Below are 18,219 nucleotides of genomic sequence, written 5' to 3'. Positions count from 1 at the left end.
CTGCCGACATGAAAAGCGGGCGGTCCGGGGATCATTCCTCGGGCCGCCCGTTCATCGGTATGCGGCTTTCAGCCGCCGCGGGAAAGACGCACCCGTTCCTGGGCCGAGGAAACCGACATATCGGTTTCACTGATCCGCTCGAGGAGTTTGTCGACAACCTCGGTGAACTTGACCAAGGTGTCATCGTCGAAACTGCCGAAGAGTTCACCGGCGGCGTCCTGGCGCAAGGTGTCGATGACGCTGGCCAGCGTCCAACCATCGGTGGTCAGGGAGATATTGGTCGCCCGGCCATCCTTCGGATCGGGATTGCGGACGATGTATCCGCGCGCTTCCAGGGCTTCGAGAATGCCGTTCATCTGCTGGGGCGAACATCCGGCGATCGCACTCAGCGCGTGCTGACGCTGGGGGCCTTGGGCATACAGTCCGTAGAGGGCGCGGGCCCGCACCGGGGTCAGGCCCACTTCCCGGAGTCCCTCTGCATGCCAACTGTGGAATTCGTAGGTGAGTGCCGAAAGGGCCGCCATAGCCTTGTGACGGTTCGTCATTATTGAAGATCCCTCGGTAGTACGACGCGTCGGACGTTAGCGACCGTCTCACTTGCTGTCAATAAGTTGAACAGTCGCACTTAATGCGACCGGACTCTGCCCGCACCACCACGGTTTGCCGGTCATGCCGAGGCTATACCCTTTCCTGTCGGCAATCCCCGTCCTGAGGGGTGTTTCGCGGTCGAGTTTTTCGCTGGGTCGAAGAGCCCTGATGAACCCCTTGTGGGAGCTCGCGTTCTGGGAAACTCGCGTTCACGCGAAGCGGTTATGGTGCGCCCGTGACGCAGCCCACCCTAATACGTCGACTAGGTGTAGTCGATGCCACCTTGCTCGGTGTCGGTTCGATGCTCGGCGCCGGGGTGTTCGCGGTTTTCGCACCCGCCGCCGCGGCAGCCGGCACCGGCCTGTTGATCGGTTTGGCCCTGGCCGCGCTGGTGGCCTACTGCAATGCCACCTCCTCGGCACAGTTGGCTGCGCAATTCCCCACCTCCGGCGGTACCTACTCCTACGGCCGCGAGATGCTCGGCCCCTGGCCGGGATTCCTGGCCGGCTGGGGTTTCATGATCGGCAAGACCGCGTCCGCGGCCGCGATGGCGCTGACCTTCGCCGCCTACCTCGTGCCGCCGGCCTGGCAGCGTCCGGTGGGCATCGCGGCGGTGATCGTCCTGGTCGGGGTGAACTACTTCGGCATCACCCGTACCGCGCAGCTCACCCGCATCATCGTCACCGCGGTGCTGGCGGTACTGGTGCTGGTGGTCCTCAGCAACGTGTCGGCCTTCGAGGCGCTGCCCCCGGTCGGGGCGAACGGCCCCGGTGGCATCTACGGCACCGTACAATCGACCGGTCTGCTTTTCTTCGCCTTCGCCGGCTATGCCCGAATCGCGACGATGGGCGAGGAGGTACGCGACCCGCAGCGCACCATCCCCCGGGCGATCGGACTCGCCCTGGGCATCGTCGCGGTGATCTATGCCGTGCTCGGATTCACCCTGCTGGCGGTGCTGGATCTCGACGCCCTGGCCACCAGCCGGGCGCCGCTGGTCGACGCGGTGTCGGCCGGGCCGTGGGCGGGATGGCTCACCCCGATCGTGCGAGTCGGCGCCGCCCTGGCCGCTCTGGGTGCGCTGCTGGCACTGTTCGGGGGGCTGGGCCGCACCGGGCTGGCGATGGCCCGCAACCGCGATCTGCCCGCCCCGCTGGCCGCGGTGCACCCGGTTCATCGGGTGCCGCACCGGGCCGAACTCACCGTCGCGGCGGTGGTGATCGTCCTGGTGGCGCTGTTCGACCTGCGGGGCGTGATCGGCTTCTCGTCCTTCGGGGTACTGCTGTATTACTTCGTCGCCAACCTCTCGGCCCACCGTCAACGGGGCGAACACCGCCGCTACCCGCGCGCCCTGCAAGTGCTCGGCGCGGTGCTGTGCCCGCTGCTGGTGATCACCCTGCCGTGGCAGTCGGTGCTGGCCGGGGTCGGCGTTTTCGTCGTGGGAGTGGGGTTTCGGCTTATCAGACTGCGCTCGGCCGCGTAGGGTTGTTGACCGTGAGCACGTCTGACACCGAGTCCCTGCATCGCTTGGAAGTTGATCTGGCCATCCTGGGGGGTGACATTGCGTGCCTCACCACTGCATTGGTGGCCGCCCGAGCGGGTCTGCGGGTGGTGGTCTGTAGCCCCACCGACCTGACCGGACGGGGCTGGGCCGAGGTCAGCCTGCTTCAGGGCGACCGCCTGCACCCGACCCGCGACTTGTTGGGTGACGATGTGCTGACCGGGTACCTGCAGATCGCGATGGACGCCCGATTGTGGCTCGACGATTTCCTCGCCGGCCCCGGCTCCGAGGTGTTGCGTCGTCCGGTGACCGCCGGCGCCTGGGTGGCCGATGGCCACCAAGCGGTGCTGCTGCACCAGGAGGCCCAAGCCCTGCGGTTGGCCGACATCACCGCCCAGTTCGACGACGAATCGGAACTGCCCTTCCCGGTGCGTCCGGTGCTGACCCTGCCCGACCAGTTGCTGATCGAACGCGACAGCTACCTCACCGCCATGGTCGACGCGGTCACCGCGGCCGGGGCCGAAGTGCTCACCGAGGCCCGGCTGGTGTCGGGCACGACCCATGAGTTCGTGGTGCAGCACGGTGAACACGAGGTGGAGATCCTGGCCTCCCGGGTGGTGGTCGGTGACGGCGTCCCGGCCCCGACCCGCTCACCCCTGCCGCGCGGCTCGGTGATTCGGGAGTATGCGGTCGAGCTCGAATCCGATCACCCGATCGAGAACCTCTGGTACGGCCTGGAGGACTCCTTCACCGTGACCCCCGGGTTCAACCCCGGCACCATCATCGTCAGCGGTGCGGCCCATCCCGGCAGCGTGCCGCGGGAATCCGAACTCGCCTTCAGCACACTCATCGAGTTCGGCCGGCAGCGGTTCGGCACCCAGGATGCGTTGGGCCGCTGGTCGCGGCTCTACAGCACCTCGACCGACCGGCTGCCGCTGGTCGGCCCGGCGGGGGTACTCGCACCGTTCATCTTCGTGCTCGGCGGGATCGACCGCTGGGATCTGCTCACCGGCACCGCGGCGGGTCTGCAACTGGGGCGCTACCTCAACGGCACCGACACCGAACTGCCGTGGAGCCCGGTGCATGCCCGGGGCGGCTCGCCCAAGGCGATCGTGGCCCGGTTGCGGGCCTGGCTGCCCGGCCCCAAATAAGACCTCAGCGGTCGTCGGTGAAGCCCACCTCGGGCCACACCGGGGTGCCCAGGCCGAAGGCCCCGTAGTTGGCCAGATTGCGTTTGGTGGCCACCGACTCGGGCAACTGGTACAGCGGGACGGCCGGGGCGGCCTCCCACAGCAGGGCATCGGCCTTGCGGCCCAGTTCGACGCGCTTGTCGGGGTCGGCCTCGGTGGCGAGTTCGGTGGACACCGCGGTGAACTCCTCCGACGTCCAGCCCGACCAGTTGGACGGGGTGTCGGGGGTGTAGCGGCGGCTGATCGACAGCAGTGGTGAGGGGTGCCCGGTTTCGGTCACCGCCAGCATCTGGAACTTGCCCGAGGTCATCAGTTCCTCGGTGGAGTACTGGTTGAGTTCCACCTCGGTGAACTTCACCTCGATGCCGACATCGGCCAGCATCTTCTGAATCTGCTGTCCCTCCGATTCGGAGGCCTTCAGGCCCTTGATCGTGGTGAAGGTGAGGGTGAGCCGGTTGCCGTCCTTGGCGCGAATGCCGTCCTCACCGCCGACCCAGCCGGCCTCGTCCAGAATCTCGCGGGCCCGGTCGGGGTCGTACTTCAGGCCGGTCTTGTCGGCCACGTCCTCGAAGTCGGGATGGTTCTCGACCCAGACGTGGCTGTTCAGGGCCCGCGGGGTCCACTCGATGCCCTCCAGGTCGGTGCGGGCGATCTGGTCGCGGTCGAGGGCGGCCACGATGGCCTGTCGTACCTTCACATCGGCCAGGGGACCGGAGCGGGTGTTGAACACCAACTGTCGGGTATCGCCGCTGGCTGCGGTGCGCACATCGCCGTCGGCGGCACCCTGGGCGCGGCGCTGGCCGTCCGGATCGATGCCGATGATGAAGGTGTCGACGTCGTTGTTCAGGTACGCCGCAGCGGTCGCGTCCGGGGCGATCTGCTTGTAGGTCAGCCGCTGCAGCAGCGGGGCCTTGCCCCACCACTTGTCACTGGGCACCCAGGTGAGCCGCTTGTTCTCGCGGTCGTAACGGTCGAAGGTGAACGGACCGGACAGCCATTCGGGCTTCGGCTCGGCCCAGCCGTTGTTGAACTGCTCGGCCGACGACACGCTCGACGCACGCAGCGTGCTCACCCCGCGAAAGACGTGCTCCCACTCGGGCTGGACGCCGGTGAAGGTCACCACCGCCTGCTGGTCGTTGGCTCCGCGCTCGACCTTCTCAACGGCGGCGAAGCGGTTCTCGGCGCACTGGAAGCCCGGCGAGGCGCCCTTGCAGGCCTGCACGGTGGCCGCGATGTCCTGCCAGGTCAGCGGGCTGCCGTCACCCCAGACCGCTTTGGGGTTCAGCGTGATGGTGGCCACGGTCGGGCTGCCGGAGGCCTCGGCCGATTCGACGTAGTCGGGGTTCGGGGTGGCGACCCCGGCCTGGTCGTAGGAGAAGAAGCTCGGCAGATACGGCAGGGTGTGGGTGCCCGGAATCGACGAGCGGGTGTGCAGGGGGTTGAAGGTCTGCGGCAGGGAGGCGACCGCGATCCGCAGCTCGCCACCCTCGGACATCTCCTCCCGCGGCTTGGCGTTGATCGCCTGGTGCACCAGCGGCGTGCGTTCCTCCGGATCGTCCCCGTTCCCGGAGGTGCAGGCGGTGAGCGCCAATGCCGTCATCAGCACCGGCACCAGCCAACGTCGAAGCCTCACGAATTGACCCCTCCCGTAGTCGTTCACCCAGGAACGAACTCTAGTGGACGGGTGCTGTGCGGTCGGTGTCAGATCCAGGATCGCAACCACATACGTTGCAACCAGGCCTCCCGCGGAAGCACCTCATCGGTGTAAACGGGATAGAAGAACGCAAAGTTCAACACGATCAGCGCGACGATCACCCCGACCGCGATCGCGCCCACCTGGCGGCGCAGGCCGGGCTCGGGTGGGCCGAGCACCTGGGCGAGTACCAGCGACAGTCCGATCACCAGGAACGGCACCAGACAGATCGCATAGAAGTAGAACAGCGGACGGTCGGTGTACTGGAACCACGGCAGCCAGGTACTGGCCACCCCGACCACCGGAATCCCGAACCGCCAGTCGCGGGCCCCGACCCACCACACCACGGCCAGCACCAGGGCGGCGGCGGCCAACCACCACAGCAGCGGGGTACCCAGGCCGGTGACCACCGACAGACACTTCTCCGCCTCGGCCGGACAACCGTTGGTGCCGGGCTTGATGTCGTTGACCGCATCGATGCCGATCGGCCGGGCCAGCACCAGCCAGCCGGCGGGATGGGCGGAATAGGTGTGGGTGGCCTGGTTGATGAAATCGCCGGTGTGGAAGCCGTAGATCTCGCGGTGGTATTCGAGCCAGGACGCGATCGGGTCGGGTAACCACCGGGCGAGGGGTTTGTCGGGGTTCTCCGCGGCCCACTGCCGCTTCCACCCCCCGGAGGTGGCGAACCAGGCCGACCAGGACGCGATGTAGACCCCGACCGCCACCACGACGGTCTGGATGAAGGCCGGCACCCCGTCCAACACCACCCGCAGGATCGGGTTCGAGGTGCTGCCGGCCATCCGGCGCATGCCGTGATCCCAGGCCAGGCTGAGCACGGCGAAGGCGGCCAGCACGTACAGCGAGTTCCACTTCGTGCCGATCGCCAGCCCGAACATCAGCCCGGCGACCAGCCGCCAGGGCCGCCACCACCGTACCGGCCCCGGGAGCGGGCCCAGGGTGGTGCGTCCCAGCCCCTCCAAATGGTCGGCCAATTTGGCCCGGGCATAGTCACGGTCAACCACCAGGGCCGCCACCGCCGCGAGCAGGAAGAAGGCCTGGAAGATGTCCAGCAGCGCGACTCGGCTCATCACGAAGGACAGCCCGTCCACGGTGATCAGCACCCCCGCCAGGGCACCGATCAGGTTCGATCGCGACAGTCGGATGGTCAACCGGATCACCATGAACACCAGCAGACTGCCGAACACCAGGGGCATGAACCGCCAGCCGAAGGGGGCCATCCCGAACATCGCCTCACCGGCACCGATCAGCCACTTGCCGATCGGTGGGTGCACCACGAAGGCGGCGGTTTCCTGCCAGATATCGGTCTCGCCGGCGATGATCCGGTCGTTGGCACCTTCCGGCCAGGCCCGCTCGTAGCCGAAGTGGATCAGCGCCCAGGCGTCCTTGGCGTAGTAGGTCTCGTCGAACACCAGTTTGTTGGGGGTGCTCAGCTTCACCAGGCGCAGCACGAAGGCCGCCCAGGTCAGCGCGATCGTGATCACCCAGCCGGTCAGCGCCGGGGGCAATTGCGGGCGCAGCCTGCTGATCGCATCCTCGGTGCCCCCGCGCAGATAACTGTGCGGTTGACGGGCATGCCGCGCGATCGAGCGGGTCGCCGCCGATCCCAGCATCCCGGTCACGGGGGACAACAGGGATCGCCGGTTCGGCGCTGAGGACGATGTCACGGGGCACATCGTAGGCGCTGGGCGGCTACCGTGGGTCGGGTGAATGACGGAGTGCTGGTGCTGGCGGGCACCCCGATCGGTGACGTGGCCGATGCCACCCCCGCGCTGGCCCGCGAATTGGCCGACGCCGATGTGATCGCGGCCGAGGACACCCGGCGGCTGCACCGGCTGGTGCAACGCCTCGGCGTGGAACTCGACGCCCGGGTGGTGTCCTATTTCGAAGGCAACGAGGCGGCCCGCACCGAAGCACTGGCTGCCGATCTGGCCGCCGGCGCGCGGGTGCTGGTGATCACCGACGCTGGGATGCCCTCGGTGTCCGACCCCGGCTACCGGCTGGTGCGCGCCGCCATCGAACAGGGGACGCGGGTGACCGCGGTGCCCGGGCCGTCGGCGGTGTTGACCGCCCTGGCGGTATCGGGGCTGCCGGTGGATCGGTTCTGTTTCGAGGGCTTCCTGCCGCGCAAGGGAGGGGAGCGGCGCCGCCGCCTGGCCGCGTTGAGCACCGAGGAACGCACCATGGTCTTCTTCGAGGCGCCGCACCGGCTGGCCGATTTTCTGGACGATGCCGCCGGTGCCCTCGGTGCCGACCGGCTCGCGGCCGTCTGCCGCGAACTCACCAAGACCTACGAGGAAGTTCGCCGCGGATCGTTGGCCGAACTGCGCCAGTGGGCCGACGACGGGGTCCGCGGGGAGATCACCGTGGTGATCGCCGGGGCCGCCGCGGTCACCGTCGACCGGGAGGTCGCCGTTGCCCAGGTGCGCGCCCTGGTCGCCGAGGGTGCCCGGTTGAAGGAAGCCGTCGCCGAGGTGTCGGCCGCCACCGGCATCGCCCGCAACACCCTCTACCGCGATTCGCTGTAGCCACTACCGTGGCAGGGGTGAAGGACACTCTGCCCACCGAACTGCCCGCCGCCCTGCCGGTCGAGGTGGTGGATTCGCACACCCACCTCGACACCGTCGAGGCCTACACTGGATGCACCCCGGACGAGGCGATCAGTGCCGCGGCCGCCGTGGGCGTCACCCGGCTGGCCCAGATCGGCTGTGATGTGGACGGGTCGCGTTGGGCGGTGGAACTGGCCCACCGCCACCCGGGCGTGATCGCCACCGTCGCCCTGCACCCCAACGAAGCCGCCCGTACCGCAGCCCGCTCCGCCGAGGCGCTGCGGGATGGCCTGGCCGCGATCGAGGCCCTGCTCGCCGACCCGAACAATGACGAGGTGCTGCGCGGGGTGGGGGAGACCGGCCTGGACTACTACCGCACCACCGACCCGACCCTGCAGGCCGCCCAGCAGGAATCCTTCGCCGCCCACATCGAGTTGGCGCACCGCTTCGGCCGCACCCTGGTGATCCACAACCGCGACTCCCACGACGACCTGCTCGCGGTGCTGGACGAGGCCACGGTGCCCGACCGGGTGATCATGCACTGCTTCAGCGGCGACGCCGCCTTCGCCGAACAGTGTCTGGATCGGGGAGCTTGGCTGTCCTTCCCTGGCACGGTCACCTACAAGGCCAATCATGAACTGCGCGAAGCCCTGAAGATCGTCCCGCTGGATCGGCTGTTGGTGGAAACCGACGCCCCCTTCCTCACCCCGGTGCCGCACCGCGGCTGGCCGAATGCCCCGGTGCTGATTCCGCACACCGTCGAATACCTCGCCGAACAACGCGGGGAACCCCTCGAGCAGGTGGCCGCCGCGCTCACCGAGAACGCCTTCGCCGCCTACGGCGGACAGTGGTCGGCGAACCCGGACTGAGAACCCGCTGAGAAGGCGGTGAGGAAGGATTTGGTTTCGGTAACTTTCGGGCGTTACCATTCCGTGACCGATCCAACCAACACTTCGGGAGCCGGACTGTGCGTCGGAAGATCATCACCGCGATTGTCGCCACCGTGACGGCCTTGGCCGTCGGCGGCACCATCGGTGTCTACCAAGCTCTGGACAAGACCGTCACCCTGACCATCGACGGTCAACCCCAGCAGGTCAACACCATGTCGCGCTCGGTCGGCTCCCTGTTGGCCGAACAGGGCATCGAACCCGGGGAGCACGACCAGGTCGCCCCCGCCCTCGACACCCCGCTGAACGACGGCACCCGCATCTCGGTGCGCTACGGCCGGCCGGTGACCATCACCCTGGACGGGCGTACCGCGACGCACTGGACCACCGGCACCTCGGTGGGCGAGGTGCTCGACATCCTGAAGATCAAGTCCGCCGGCGCGGACATGTCCGCCTCCCGCTCCCGCGCGGTGGGCCGGGAAGGCTTCGAGCTGACCGTGGACACCGCCAAGACGATCACTGTGATCGTGGGCGGCAAGCCCCAGCAGAAGGAGACCACCGCCACCACCGTCGGTGCGGCGATCACCGACCTCAGTCTGAAGGTCGACGCCGACGACATCGTCCAGCCCAGCACCGTCACCGCACTGGCCGACGGCGCCACCATCAAGGTGATCAAGGTCGACAACCTCACCGAGAAGAAGACCGAGAAGGTTGCCTTCAAGACCATCGAGAAGAAGGACTCCGGTCTCGATCGGGGCACCACCAAGGTGGAGCAGGCCGGCAAGAGCGGTGAGCGGACCATCACCTACAAGGTCGTCAAGCACGACGGCAAGCTCTACGCCCGCAGCGTCGCCAAGGACGCCGTCACCACCGAACCGGTGACCAAGGTCGTCCGGGTCGGCACCCGCAAGCCCGCGCCGCCCCCGGCTCCCAAGAAGAAGTCGACCTCCCGCTCCGGTGGTTCGTCCGACTCCGGCTCGTCCGATTCCGGTTCCGGCGGCGGCAGCGACGCACCCCCGGTCTCCAGCGGCTCGGTCTGGGATCGCCTGGCGCAGTGCGAATCGGGTGGTAACTGGTCGATCAACACCGGCAACGGCTACTACGGCGGCCTGCAGTTCAGCGCCTCCTCGTGGCGCGCGGTGGGTGGTTCCGGTCTGCCGCACCAGCACTCCCGTGAAGAGCAGATTCGCCGCGCCGAGATCCTGAAGTCCAAGCAGGGCTGGGGCGCGTGGCCGGCTTGCACCCGCAAGCTCGGGATCCGCTGACCGGTTCGGCCGGCGGCGGACTGCTGGACCCCAGCACGGTCCGGCGACTCGCCGCCGAACTGGATCTGCGTCCCACCAAACAGCGCGGCCAGAACTTCGTCACCGACGCCAACACGGTGCGCCGGCTGGTCGGCTTGGCCGCGCTGACACCTCAGGACGTGGTGCTGGAGATCGGCCCCGGCCTGGGGTCGCTCACCCTGGGGCTGCTGGAGGCCGCCGCCCACGTCACCTGTGTCGAGATCGAACCGGCCCTGGCCCGGCGACTGCCACGCACCGTGGCCGAACGCATGCCCGGCGCCGAAGACCGACTCACCGTGGTCGAGGCAGATGCGCTGCGGGTCGACCGGATCCCCGATCCCGCCCCCACCGCGATCGTGGCGAACCTGCCCTACAACGTGGCCGTGCCGGTGCTGTTGCACCTGTTCTCGATCGTCGACACCTGGCGCACCGGCCTGGTGATGGTGCAATCGGAGGTCGCCGATCGGCTGGTTGCCGGCCCGGGTTCGCGCACCTACGGTGTGCCCTCGGTGAAAACCGCCTGGTACGCCGAGGCGACCCGATCGGGTCAGGTCGGCCCGAATGTGTTCTGGCCGGTACCCCGGGTCGACTCCGGCCTGGTGCGGTTGCGCAAACAGGAACCGCCGGCCACCACCGCCACCCGGGCCCGAGTCTTCACCGTGATCGACGCAGCCTTCGCCCAACGCCGCAAGATGTTGCGGTCGGCCCTTTCCGGTCTCGCCGGTTCCTCGGCAGCGGCGGTCGAAGCCCTCACCGCGGCCGGAATAGACCCGCAGAGCCGGGGTGAATCACTCACCGTCGCCGACTTCGCCCGCATCGCCGAACACCTCCCCGGCGGGGGCGGGTCCGGGGGCCACGAGTCGCTGGCCTAGCCTTCCTTTCTGTGGAGACAGATGGCAACGGGGAAGCAATCCGGGTACGAGTTCCGGCCAAACTGAACGTTGCCCTGCACGTGGGCCCGTTGGACGCCAACGGCTACCACCAACTCAACACGGTCTTCCAAGCGGTCTCGCTCTACGACGAGATCACCGCCACCCCGGTGCTCGGCACCGAGATTCGGGTGCACACCCCCCATGCCGAATGGCTGGACGACACCGACAACCTCGCGGTGCGTGCCGCCCGACTGCTGCAGGAGCGCTACCAGGTCGGCGAGGGATGCTTGTTGACGGTGCGCAAGACGATCCCGGTCGCCGGCGGCATGGCCGGTGGTTCCGCCGACGCAGCCGGAGCACTGGTGGCCTGCGCCCGGTTGTGGGGGCTCGACCTGACCGGGGAGGAACTCTCCGACCTGGCCGCCGAGTTGGGCAGCGACGTGCCCTTCAGCCTGCTGGGCGGGGTGGCGATCGGTACCGGACGCGGCGACCAACTGGTGCCGCTGCTGGTGCGCGGCACCCTGTGGTGGGTGCTGGTCTTCGACGACACCGGCCTGTCCACCCCCGGGGTTTACCGGCGCTTCGACGAACTGCACGAACGCAACGGTGGCCGCCACGAACTGGTCGACATCAACCCGGAGTTGCTGCGCGCCCTGGCCGCTGGGGACGCCGCGGCGCTGGCCCCGTTGCTGGTCAACGACCTCGCCCGGGCCGCGGTGGACCTGCATCCGGCCCTGGCCGACACCCTCGAAGCCGGACGGGAGGCCGGGGCCCTGGCCGGCCTGGTCAGCGGCTCGGGACCCACCTGCGCCTTCCTGGCCCGCGACGAGAGCGATGCGATCGACATCTCGAACCGGCTCGCGGCCACCGGACGTTCGGTGCGCAGGGTGGCCGGCCCGGTCTCCGGGGCCAGACCGCTGAGCTGAGCGCCCGGGTCTCAGTCGAAGGCCGTACCGAGCCGACGCAGCAGGTCGGCCAGGTGTTGCCGGTCCTCAGGGCTCAGATCGGCGAGCATCTCGTCCTCGACGGCCAACAACTCGCCCAGGGCACCGTCCACCACCTGCCGGCCCTTGTCGGTCATCGCCACCAGCACGCCGCGGCGGTCGGACGGGTCGGGCAACCGTTCCACCAGACCACGTTCGGTGAGCCGGTCGACCCGGGTGGTCATCGTGCCGCTGGTGACCATGGTCTCGCGCAGCAACTGACCCGGGGTGAGCCGGTAGGGGGCGCCGCTGCGGCGCAGGGCGGCCAGTACGTCGAACTCCCAGCCGCTCAGCCCGTGATCGGCGAAGGACGACTGCCGGGCCCGGTCGAGCAGTACCGCGATGCGGGTGATCCGGCTGAACACCAGCAGCGGGGTGGTGTCGAGGTCGGGGCGTTCCCGCGCCCAATCGGCAACGAGCGCGTCAACCTCGTCCGTGTGCGCACTCGAAGTCATGGGCGGCATCTTATCGAGCCGTCAGATTGTCGTTTTCCGGGGGCAGCAGCCCGGGATCGTGTTCCAGATGGCTCAGCCCGTTCCAGGCCAGGTTCACCAACTGCGCGGCCACCTCGTCCTGCTTCGGCTGTTTCTCACCGAGCCACCACTGGGCGGTGTAGGCCACCATGCCGACCAGCATCTGGGAGTACATCCGGGCCAGCTTGGGGTCGTACTTGTGTTTCTTGAAGGCCGCGACCAGCAGGTCTTCGACGCGGGAGGCGACGTCACCCAGGATCGTGGTCAGCGAGGTGCCGGTGGTGCCCGGGGCGGTGTCGCGGGCCAGAATCGCGAACCCGTCCGGAGTCGTGGCCACGTAGTCCAGCATCGCCAGGGTGCCGGCCTGCACCAACCCGCGCATCGTGGTGCGCCGGGTCAGGGCCGCGCGGATCGACTCCAGGAGGGTGCGCACCTCGCGGTCGACGATCACCGCGTAGAGACCCTCCTTGCCACCGAAGTGCTCGTAGACCACCGGTTTGCTGACCTTCGCGGCCGCGGCGATCTCTTCGACGGTGGCACCCTCGAAACCCCGCTCGGCGAAGACCCGACGGCCCACGGTGATCAACTGTTCGCGGCGTTGTGCCCCCGACATCCGGGTGCGTCGACTTTTCTCGCTGGCCATGGGTTCAGTGTGCCCGATGGTGATCGAGTCGAGTCCGCGGCCGGTTCGCGATAAGCTTTCTCGGTGGGGCGTTCGCCGCCCCGATCCCCGGTTGGTCTGTCGGCAGGGCCCGCCTGACTTTGAATCAGGATAAGCGACGTAGGTTCGACTCCTACCCGGGGAGCGCAGACATAGGTCTGACAACGGCTAATGCCGGTCCCCCGTTCCGGGAGGGACCGGCATTAGCTCTTGTTGGTCACAATGGGTGGTCACAGAGCGCCGAAAACTTGCCCTGCTGCCTTGGCTGCGCTGGCGGCGGCATCGTCGTCGCTGAGGACGTAGAACGTCCGGTAGGTCTGTACGTCGTGACCGAGTAGGGCCGCGCCCTGGTTGTCCGGCATGCCAGCTTCCAGCAGGGCCGTGGCGATGGTGTGCCGGACGTTGTGGATCGACCCCGGGTAGGGCACCGATGCTTCCGCGCACAGCGTCTTGAATCGTCGACTGTAGGCATCGGGGTGCACCGGCTCGCCCACGGCGTTCCGGATCACCAGACCGGATTCCGGCCGACCCTGGGCCAGCCAAAGCGCCCGCAACGCCCGGACAGTGCCGGAGTGCAGTTGCTCGGTGTGGACGATCCGACGTGAGTTGACGGTCTTTTCCTCACCGAGGGCCGTGGCGTTGCCCTTGCCGGTCTTGACCCTGCTGGCAGCAACCGTGACGGTTCCGGCGTCACGGTCCACGTTCGTCCAGTCCAGTCCGAGCACTTCACTGCGGCGCAGTCCGCTAAGGGTAAGGCGCATGCCCACCTCGATCCACGGTTCCGCCGCAAACACGGGGCCGTCGCTGTAGGTGTCCAGATAAGCCCGGAATGCCTGCAACTGCGCGACCGTCCAGCGCTGAGCCCGACGGCTGCCCCCGTCCTGCTGACCGTGGCGGCGGGGTGCCTTGGCCAAGGCTGCCGCGTTGGTCTGCAACCAGCCTTGGCGGATGCCGTAGTTGAACACCTGGCGCAGCGAGATCAGCGCGTAGGTGACAGTGCGGTGCGAGAGACTCCGGCCACCCCGGCCGCCGGTGGTAGCCAGTACCCGCAATGCCGACTCCACGTCATCGGTTGAGACGTCCCGGGCCACCCGGGCACCGAGGTGAGCGAGAAGACTGTGCAGCGCCGACCGGTAGCCGTTCAGGGTGACCTCACGGATACCTCCCGGGGTGCCGATCTCCTCAGCCCTGCGGTCAAGCCACTGGTCGGCCATGTCCTGCACCGTCATCCGACTGCGGTCCCGGTAGCTGCGCCCACGCTTCACGGCATCGGTCACGCCGGAGCGGATCTCAGCGACCCATGCCCGCGCGTCGTCCAGCTGGTCAAAGCGGCGCTTGGCTTGCTTGCGCTTAGCGGCCCCCGCCGGGGTCACGTCCACGACGGCCAGCCAGCGCACGCGGTCGCCGTTAGCCTCGCGGCGGATCGGCTCGGCCGTGGTGGGGCAGGCCGGGCACGTCCACCCGATGGTCTGGCCGTCGCGGTCGGCAATGCGGTGCCAGTCGCGGGTTCGGTTGCCCCGCTCGACTAGACACGATGCGCACCGGCGCAGCGCATCGCTCGGCAGCTTGATCCTGCTGCCCGTCCTGGTGGTGGTCACTTCTGTTCCTCCTGCTGGTGGTTGATTGTTCGTTGTGATGGTGGGATCAGTCCGAGGTCTCGCGCCTCACGTAGCCACTTATCAACGGCGTACTCGGTCACGCCCCAGTCCTTAGCTGCGCGCCACCTACGCCCGCGCTTCCTCTCGTCCACCCATACAAACTCCGGGCTGTTCTGCCAGTAGTGAGCGAACAACTGGGGCGACGGTGGCGCGTTCTTGACCCGGACGAATCCCCGCGGGGTGGCTGCTGCTTCCAGCGCCTCGGGGATGGGGGCACCGTCGTCTATGTCATCGTCCAGGCCTTGCAGCACCTCGCGGGCAACCTCGCGCAGGTGCTGAAGCGGGACCGTCCTGGTGGCCGACTGATCGACCTCCGCTGTGCCGACGCTCTCGACAGTCAACGTCGTGATGCGGTCGCCGTCCATGGTCACGTGCCACGCCCATCCCCTCGGATCGAAGACCACGGCCACCGGCTCGGAGTATCCGGCAGGCACCCGCTCCCCGTCCTTGGTCCAGATGTGCACCTGGCGCATGTAAACCGACGTACTCCACGCCCGGTAATCCATCCCCATCCCTCTTCTCTTCTGTAATCAAGTTGATCTATCTATACAAGAATACCCCTGTTTTATAAGAAGCAAAAGCTTAGAATGGGTATCGGCAGAGACACAAAGAGGTCAACCCGTCCGAAGGAATCTCGGACGGTGCTGGGAGGAGGAGAGGCCTTGAGTACAGCAACTGTGGAGCCCGTTTTGAAGGTGGCCGACGTGGCGCAGCACCTGAACTGTGACCGGAACACGGTCTATCGCCTGATCGAAGCCGGGGACCTGCGAGCTATCCGAGTCGGCCAGAAGCTGTTGCGCGTGCCCGAGTCGGCGTTGGCCGAGTTCATCGCAGGCAACGCCCGCTAAGCCACCCGGTGGGCGGGTGAGCGTCCCCGTCCGCCGGGTGTCCACAACTGAATGCAAGGCCGCCGACTGGCAGAAGGGCCGGGCACCTCAAAAGGTGGCCCGGCCCTGCCTCGTTCCGGAGGGGAACGAGATGCCCTAGCGATGAAAGGGAATCCGATGAACACTTTACAGCCCGATCACACCGGCCCCGCGTGCCCTGATTGGGTGCCCCGGGACGTGTGGACGGCATACGGCGAGAACTACCCCGGCGGCGGTGTGCGCTGGTGGAAGCGGTACAGCGAGTATCGCGGCAGCTCCCTGGACCCGGCCCGCGAACGTCCCGCACCGCCGTCCCCGCCCATCCCCTTGGTGAACTACGCCACCGAGCGGAAGCGGCGCGCGAAGGCGCTGCGCGCCCGCGTGGACGCCATGGTGCTCGACCGGGCGGCATCGTGATCGACACCCTGCCCGCCACGCAAGACCAACTGGCCGAGCGGCACGCCGATGCTGAGTGCTGGCTACGGGAGATGATCCCCACGGGAGCCGTCCGTGTCAGCCTGCTGGAGCCTGGCGGCACCTGGTGGGACCTACGGCCCATCGTTGCCGGTAAGGAGTGCCTGCGGGGTCGCGATCACGAAGACCTGTTGTCGTCGCTGCCGGTCAGCTTGGTTGCCGAGGCCGACGCCGGGAGTGATGTTTTCGTCACCCCCTACCCGCACCCTTACCGATCCAGCCGAGCCGGTTCGGTGGCGCTCACGCGCCGCCACGTCCACGCCGACATTGACGGCCCGCTCGACCTGGAGCAGGTGGAGCTGCTGGGGGCGATGGTGGTGGCGTCCGGTTCGCTGGCCGAGGATGGCCGCCCGCGTGGACACGCCTACGTCCGCCTTGACCGTGAGGTCACCCCCGAGCAGCACCAGCGGTTGTGCCGTGACGTGGGGCGCTTCGTCGGTGGCGACGCGGCCGACATGTCGAAGCACAAGGACAACGACGTACTCCGGGTGCCCGGGACGTGGAACTACAAGGACCCGAGCAACCCCCGCCCCGTCCGGTGGCTGGTGTGTCCCGACCATCCTTCAGTGCGCAGCTGGGCACCCGACGAGCTGGCCGAGGTGCTGGGCGTCGAACTGAGCACCGGGGCGGTTCCGCCCACCGCACCCGCAGCGGGACTCCGAGCGCCTGCGGCGGTCACCGCGGACCGGGGCCACTCGTACGCCGAGCGGACTGCTGCGGGCATCGTCGCTGACCTGACCGATGCCCGTGGCTGGGGTCCGGAGCAGCGCGACGACCGTGAACGGGGCTGGGAGCGGCTGAGTGCCGATGCCGCCTACCGGCTGGCCCGGCTGGCCCTGGCCGACTGGTCCGGTCTGGACATGGCCGAGGCGGAACGGATCTTCACCGAGCACGCGCCCACCGACACCAGCTGGACTGCGCGCGACGTGGCGGCCAAGTGGCGCAGCCAGTACCAGCGCGCCCGCCGTGCGGGGCCGCTGGAGCTGCCCGCCGATGACCTGGCGGGCATTGAGATCGACTTCACTCGACCGGAGGACCGCGGCAAGGTGACCGAGCAGGACGCCCTGGGCGGCCAGATCACGACGACGGACGCGGCCGCGGAGGATCTGCACGCCTACGAGGTTCAACGCCGGTTGCACTGGCTACGCGCTGACCGTGAAGCCCGCGAGCTGTTGGCCGCTGAGCAGGCCGAAGCCACCGGGGACCGGGACGTGAACATGGCGGGGTTGCTGCGGCCTGGCGGGTCGCTGATCCTCGACACCCCCGATGACCCGGTGCCGGTGTGGGGTGCCGGTGATCGGGTGCTCATGGCCGAAGGTGAATCCCTGGTGCTGGTCGGTTCAGCCGGGATCGGCAAGACCACCTTGGCCCAACAGTGGGCCTTGGGCCGCTGCGGCCTGCCCGAGTTCGCCGAACTGTTGAACTTGCCAGTGGTGCCGGGTGCGGGCCGGGTGCTGTACCTGGCGATGGACCGGCCCCGTCAGGCATTGCGGTCCATGCGCCGGATGGTCACCGAAGCACACCGGAGCGTGTTGGATGACCGGTTGGTGTTCTGGGAGGGGCCACCACCGGTGAACTTCACCGACGACCCCGACCAGCTGGCCCGAATGTGCGGTGACGCCGGGGCCGACTCGGTGGTGGTCGACTCGCTGAAGGACATCGGCAGTGTGCTGGAGGACGAGGGCGGCACCGCCTGGAACCGTGCTCGACAGAAAGCGCTGGTGGCCGGGGTGCAGGTGCTGGAGTTGCACCACAACCGCAAGGTCACCAGCGGCGGAAGCACCGCGACGACCCTTGACAACGTGTACGGGTCCACCTGGATCACGGCAGGGGCGGGGTCGGTGGTGCTGCTGGCCGGTAAGCCCGGTGACCCGGTGGTGAAGCTGCACCACCTGAAACAACCCGCCGCCGAGGTTGGCCCGCTTGACGTGATCCACGATCACCACGGAGGTCGGTCGTTCATCTTCGACGAAGTCGACCTGATCGGCCTGGCCCGCGCCGGTGCCGATGGGGTGACCGCGGTGGAGGTGGCCCGGGCACTGTTCGACACCGACCGGCCCAGCGCGGCCCAACGGGAGAAAGCACGCCGACGCCTCAACGCCGAGGTGAAGGCCGGGCGGCTGGTGCTGGTCGATGCGGGAGACAAGGGCCTAAATCGGCCCGCTCGATGGGGCGTGAAGTGATGACCTTCACGGCCTCGCAGACCTTCACGCACCCCTTCACGCAGGGCGAAATCCCGGAACCCTTCACGACCCCTTCACGGGCATCACGAAACGGACCTGCTTTCGCTTGGTATCAGCTTCACGGCACCCTTCACGGGGTTCACGCGCCTACCCCCTTCACGCCACCCACCCCCTTTAGAGGGGTGGCAGGGCGTGTGGAGCGTGAAGGTTCGGGAGGTGGACGGCCGGCCGTCACCGGCCGCGACCAACTGGTTAATACCACCCGCGCGCACGCGCAAGCGGCGGCTGTGCGGTCGGTCGGGCACCGAGCACCGGCAGCCCGTGGCGTGGCCGAGGTGACGCA

Annotated in this window: 17 protein-coding genes and 1 tRNA gene; 11 read left to right on the top strand and 7 right to left on the bottom strand. The window is 68.2% G+C overall.

Going from position 1 to position 18,219, the window contains the following annotated elements; all coding sequences use genetic code 11:
• Window positions 1-68 precede the first annotated feature (68 nt).
• The gene (locus tag ACR4XW_RS04590; protein WP_434759321.1) at window positions 69-461 is read right to left on the bottom strand and encodes a MarR family winged helix-turn-helix transcriptional regulator; all 393 of its coding nucleotides are present in this window, start codon (window positions 459-461) and stop codon (window positions 69-71) included.
• Between the two features lie 362 nt (window positions 462-823).
• On the opposite strand from ACR4XW_RS04590, the gene ACR4XW_RS04585 reads away from it, so the two are divergent.
• Together ACR4XW_RS04585 and ACR4XW_RS04580 are read left to right on the top strand one after the other, a co-directional pair.
• Entirely contained in the window at window positions 824-2,068 is a 1,245-nt protein-coding gene (locus tag ACR4XW_RS04585; protein ID WP_434759320.1) for an APC family permease, read from the top strand.
• A gap of 11 nt (window positions 2,069-2,079) precedes the next feature.
• Window positions 2,080-3,237 carry an NAD(P)/FAD-dependent oxidoreductase gene (locus tag ACR4XW_RS04580; RefSeq protein WP_434759319.1) on the top strand — a complete coding sequence of 386 codons (1,158 nt, stop codon included), beginning with the start codon at window positions 2,080-2,082 and terminating at the stop codon, window positions 3,235-3,237.
• Between the two features lie 4 nt (window positions 3,238-3,241).
• On the opposite strand, the gene ACR4XW_RS04575 is transcribed toward ACR4XW_RS04580, so the two are convergent.
• Window positions 3,242-4,909: an ABC transporter family substrate-binding protein gene (locus ACR4XW_RS04575; protein WP_434759318.1), complete on the bottom strand. Its 1,668-nt coding sequence runs from the start codon at window positions 4,907-4,909 to the stop codon at window positions 3,242-3,244.
• A gap of 68 nt (window positions 4,910-4,977) precedes the next feature.
• Complete coding sequence (locus tag ACR4XW_RS04570; protein ID WP_434759408.1) at window positions 4,978-6,495, bottom strand: dolichyl-phosphate-mannose--protein mannosyltransferase; 1,518 nt, start codon at window positions 6,493-6,495, stop codon at window positions 4,978-4,980.
• Window positions 6,496-6,684: 189 nt separating this feature from the next.
• Between ACR4XW_RS04570 and rsmI the strand changes: the two genes are divergently transcribed.
• The 5 genes from rsmI (at window position 6,685) to ACR4XW_RS04545 (ending at window position 11,504) form a co-directional block, all read left to right on the top strand.
• Window positions 6,685-7,515: a 16S rRNA (cytidine(1402)-2'-O)-methyltransferase gene (rsmI, locus tag ACR4XW_RS04565; protein WP_434759317.1), complete on the top strand. Its 831-nt coding sequence runs from the start codon at window positions 6,685-6,687 to the stop codon at window positions 7,513-7,515.
• Between the two features lie 17 nt (window positions 7,516-7,532).
• The gene (locus ACR4XW_RS04560) at window positions 7,533-8,405 is read left to right on the top strand and encodes a TatD family hydrolase (RefSeq protein ID WP_434759316.1); all 873 of its coding nucleotides are present in this window, start codon (window positions 7,533-7,535) and stop codon (window positions 8,403-8,405) included.
• 98 nt (window positions 8,406-8,503) lie between these two features.
• Window positions 8,504-9,688 carry a resuscitation-promoting factor gene (locus ACR4XW_RS04555; protein WP_434759315.1) on the top strand — a complete coding sequence of 395 codons (1,185 nt, stop codon included), beginning with the start codon at window positions 8,504-8,506 and terminating at the stop codon, window positions 9,686-9,688.
• Window positions 9,685-10,578, top strand: a complete 894-nt coding sequence (gene rsmA, locus ACR4XW_RS04550; protein ID WP_434759407.1) for a 16S rRNA (adenine(1518)-N(6)/adenine(1519)-N(6))-dimethyltransferase RsmA — start codon at window positions 9,685-9,687, stop codon at window positions 10,576-10,578. The genes ACR4XW_RS04555 and rsmA overlap by 4 nt, the downstream gene beginning before the upstream one ends.
• Window positions 10,579-10,589: 11 nt before the next feature.
• Window positions 10,590-11,504: a 4-(cytidine 5'-diphospho)-2-C-methyl-D-erythritol kinase gene (locus ACR4XW_RS04545; RefSeq protein WP_434759314.1), complete on the top strand. Its 915-nt coding sequence runs from the start codon at window positions 10,590-10,592 to the stop codon at window positions 11,502-11,504.
• 11 nt (window positions 11,505-11,515) lie between these two features.
• Here the strand turns inward: ACR4XW_RS04545 and ACR4XW_RS04540 are convergent, their stop codons facing one another.
• Together ACR4XW_RS04540 and ACR4XW_RS04535 are read right to left on the bottom strand one after the other, a co-directional pair.
• Complete coding sequence (locus ACR4XW_RS04540; protein WP_434759313.1) at window positions 11,516-12,016, bottom strand: MarR family winged helix-turn-helix transcriptional regulator; 501 nt, start codon at window positions 12,014-12,016, stop codon at window positions 11,516-11,518.
• A 10-nt stretch (window positions 12,017-12,026) separates the two neighbouring features.
• Window positions 12,027-12,677, bottom strand: a complete 651-nt coding sequence (locus tag ACR4XW_RS04535) for a TetR/AcrR family transcriptional regulator (RefSeq protein ID WP_434759312.1) — start codon at window positions 12,675-12,677, stop codon at window positions 12,027-12,029.
• 84 nt (window positions 12,678-12,761) lie between these two features.
• Between ACR4XW_RS04535 and ACR4XW_RS04530 the strand changes: the two genes are divergently transcribed.
• A tRNA-Gln gene (locus ACR4XW_RS04530) sits at window positions 12,762-12,840 on the top strand.
• Window positions 12,841-12,925: 85 nt separating this feature from the next.
• Here ACR4XW_RS04530 and ACR4XW_RS04525 read toward each other — a convergent pair.
• Entirely contained in the window at window positions 12,926-14,293 is a 1,368-nt protein-coding gene (locus tag ACR4XW_RS04525) for a tyrosine-type recombinase/integrase (protein WP_434759311.1), read from the bottom strand.
• Complete coding sequence (locus ACR4XW_RS04520) at window positions 14,290-14,865, bottom strand: hypothetical protein (RefSeq protein ID WP_434759310.1); 576 nt, start codon at window positions 14,863-14,865, stop codon at window positions 14,290-14,292. The genes ACR4XW_RS04525 and ACR4XW_RS04520 overlap by 4 nt, the downstream gene beginning before the upstream one ends.
• Before the next feature lie 150 nt (window positions 14,866-15,015).
• Here ACR4XW_RS04520 and ACR4XW_RS04515 point away from each other — a divergent pair, with 150 nt between their 5' ends.
• The 3 genes from ACR4XW_RS04515 (at window position 15,016) to ACR4XW_RS04505 (ending at window position 17,876) form a co-directional block, all read left to right on the top strand.
• Window positions 15,016-15,201 (top strand): helix-turn-helix domain-containing protein, encoded by a 186-nt coding sequence (locus ACR4XW_RS04515; protein ID WP_434759309.1) that lies wholly within the window; start codon window positions 15,016-15,018, stop codon window positions 15,199-15,201.
• A 156-nt stretch (window positions 15,202-15,357) separates the two neighbouring features.
• Entirely contained in the window at window positions 15,358-15,636 is a 279-nt protein-coding gene (locus tag ACR4XW_RS04510) for a hypothetical protein (protein ID WP_434759308.1), read from the top strand.
• Window positions 15,633-17,876: an AAA family ATPase gene (locus tag ACR4XW_RS04505; RefSeq protein ID WP_434759307.1), complete on the top strand. Its 2,244-nt coding sequence runs from the start codon at window positions 15,633-15,635 to the stop codon at window positions 17,874-17,876. The genes ACR4XW_RS04510 and ACR4XW_RS04505 overlap by 4 nt, the downstream gene beginning before the upstream one ends.
• Window positions 17,877-18,219 lie beyond the last annotated feature (343 nt).

The organism is Pseudenemella bisphenolivorans (assembly GCF_051133435.1).
Lineage (GTDB): Bacteria > Actinomycetota > Actinomycetes > Propionibacteriales > Propionibacteriaceae > JAAYAO01.
The sequence above is the reverse complement of the archived record's forward strand: the minus strand, read 5'-3'. Positions and strand labels throughout refer to the sequence as shown.

Bases quoted from the DNA above. Each gene is read 5' to 3' on its own strand.
- ACR4XW_RS04540 (WP_434759313.1), bottom strand. From the start codon at position 12,016: ATGACTTCGAGTGCGCACACGGACGAGGTTGACGCGCTCGTTGCCGAT.
- ACR4XW_RS04535 (WP_434759312.1), bottom strand. From the start codon at position 12,677: ATGGCCAGCGAGAAAAGTCGACGCACCCGGATGTCGGGGGCACAACGC.
- ACR4XW_RS04520 (WP_434759310.1), bottom strand. From the start codon at position 14,865: ATGGGGATGGATTACCGGGCGTGGAGTACGTCGGTTTACATGCGCCAG.
- ACR4XW_RS04510 (WP_434759308.1), top strand. From the start codon at position 15,358: ATGAACACTTTACAGCCCGATCACACCGGCCCCGCGTGCCCTGATTGG.